The sequence below is a fragment of the Anaeromassilibacillus sp. Marseille-P3371 genome (assembly GCF_900169665.1).
Lineage (GTDB): Bacteria > Bacillota > Clostridia > Oscillospirales > Acutalibacteraceae > Anaeromassilibacillus.
The window spans coordinates 2,848,368-2,850,254 of record NZ_LT835157.1 but is presented as its reverse complement, the minus strand read 5'-3'; the positions used below and the strand labels follow the sequence as shown (position 1 = coordinate 2,850,254).

General features: G+C 53.3%; 1 protein-coding gene. It reads left to right on the top strand.

Annotation, left to right across the window (positions count from 1 at the left end):
* The coding region (locus B9Y59_RS16845) for an FIVAR domain-containing protein (protein WP_158089023.1) at positions 1-1,887 on the top strand (1,887 nt) is incomplete at both ends.

The following is a 1,887-nucleotide window of genomic DNA, read 5'->3' as shown; positions in this document are numbered from 1 at the left end:
TGTATTCGGCAAGCCGGTAAATGGTGTCACCATTACCCCGAACCAAGAGAACCCGGGTAAAGCAACAGTCCATGTTGAAAAAGATGTCGCAGAGGGAACTCAGTTGCGCGTGATGGCGACGAACATCAATGGCAATGAGAATCTCACAGCAAAGACCTATGCAACCGTCGTTCCAGAGCCGGAAAAGACCCCGCGCGAAAAGCTGGAAGAACTGTATCTGGAAGCGACCAAAATTCACGACGCAGGCCAGGGCGAGTATCTGGAAGAGGCTTGGAATGCGTTCGAGTCCGCTTATGAGGCGGCAGGAGCAACGCTTGACAACGAGGCGGCGACGGACGACGAGCTGAGAAATGCAGCAGAGACTCTGCAAAATGCCATTGACGGCTTGACCGCAGAAGAGCCATCTGAGCATAAGCTGCTGGTTGAGTTCGACGACAATGTGACTTTGTGGGTCGACGGAGAGAAACCGCCCTATGCGGATAAGTTGGGCAGCTATACGGCAAATGTTATGGCAGGCGATGAAGTACAACTGACCTTTGCTCCGAGAGTGGACGGCAGAGAATTTGCAGCAGCCTCTGTGATTGTGAACGGTGAAGAGACAGCAATCGATATTGAGGCGCTGGAATCCACAAGAGCGATTGACTATGTGCTAAATATGCCGAACACGGAGACTACGGTGCAGTTCAAGAGCACGATCGTCAACAAGCTTTTGTTGCGAGACGCGATCCAGAGTGCAGAAAAGGCTATGAAAGGCGACGAGTACGCGACGATGGTGCCAAGCGCGAAGAAGCTCTTTGACGGGGCCTATGAGGCGGCAATCAAGGTAGAGGCGGACAGAACCGCATTGCAGGACGAGATCAATGAAGCATGGCTGAACATGACGGATGCCATGTTCTACCTGTCCTTTACCGCAGGAGACCGAGAGGGCCTGAAGGCGTTGTTGGATAGCCTGCCGGAACTGAATGAGGAAGACTTCACGCCGAACAGCTGGAGCGTCTATGAAAAGGCAAAAGCGGACGCAGAAGAGTTGGTAAACGACGAAGATGCTCTCGAGGTGGAGGTAGAGCCGGCGAAGCAGGCTTTGCGTGATGCAATCCAGGGCTTGACGATGCGGGCGGACACCAGCACACTGAAAACGCTGATCGCAAAGGGCAATGAGATTCTTACAGACCTGGACAGCTATGAGAGCAGCGAAGAAGTCAAAAAGGCCTTTACTGACGCGCTGAATGCGGCCGAGGGGATTCTGAACGATCCGAACGCGACGCAGGAAGAAGTGAACAGCATTGCGACCGAATTGACCATAGCGATGGCAAATCTGCGCAAGACGCCGGATAAGGAAGCGTTGGAAGCTCTGATCGCAAAGGGCGAACAGGTAAATGCGAACGACTATACAGCGGCAGATTATGCAGCGTTGCAGGCAGCGCTTCAGACAGCAAAGGTAGTTCTGGAAAAAGAAGATGCGACTTCCGAAGAGATTGAAAGCGCATACAATGCGTTGGAAGCGCGTATCCAGGCGACAAAGGGAGAAGAACCCACAAAGCCGGATAACGACCAGAATAGCGGAAACAAGAAACATACCAGCTCTTCCGGCTCGAAGAGCAGCGGGAACATCTATGGTTCCGCGGGCAGAGCAGTGGTGAATCCGACCGTCGCAGCGGCGCAGGGAGTTGTAGCCCAGGCGAGCGTATACAGCGATACGACGGTAAACTTCACATTGAAGAGAGGCGCAGCATACTGCTTCAAGATGACCGTGGTGAATGGAAACGGGCTGGTACCGAGCTTCACAGTGGGCAACGGAAGCGTTCTGAAGACACAGTTTGTGACGCAGATCGGCAATGACTACTACTATAGAGTTTATGCAGTTGGCACACCGGGCCAGAGTACGGG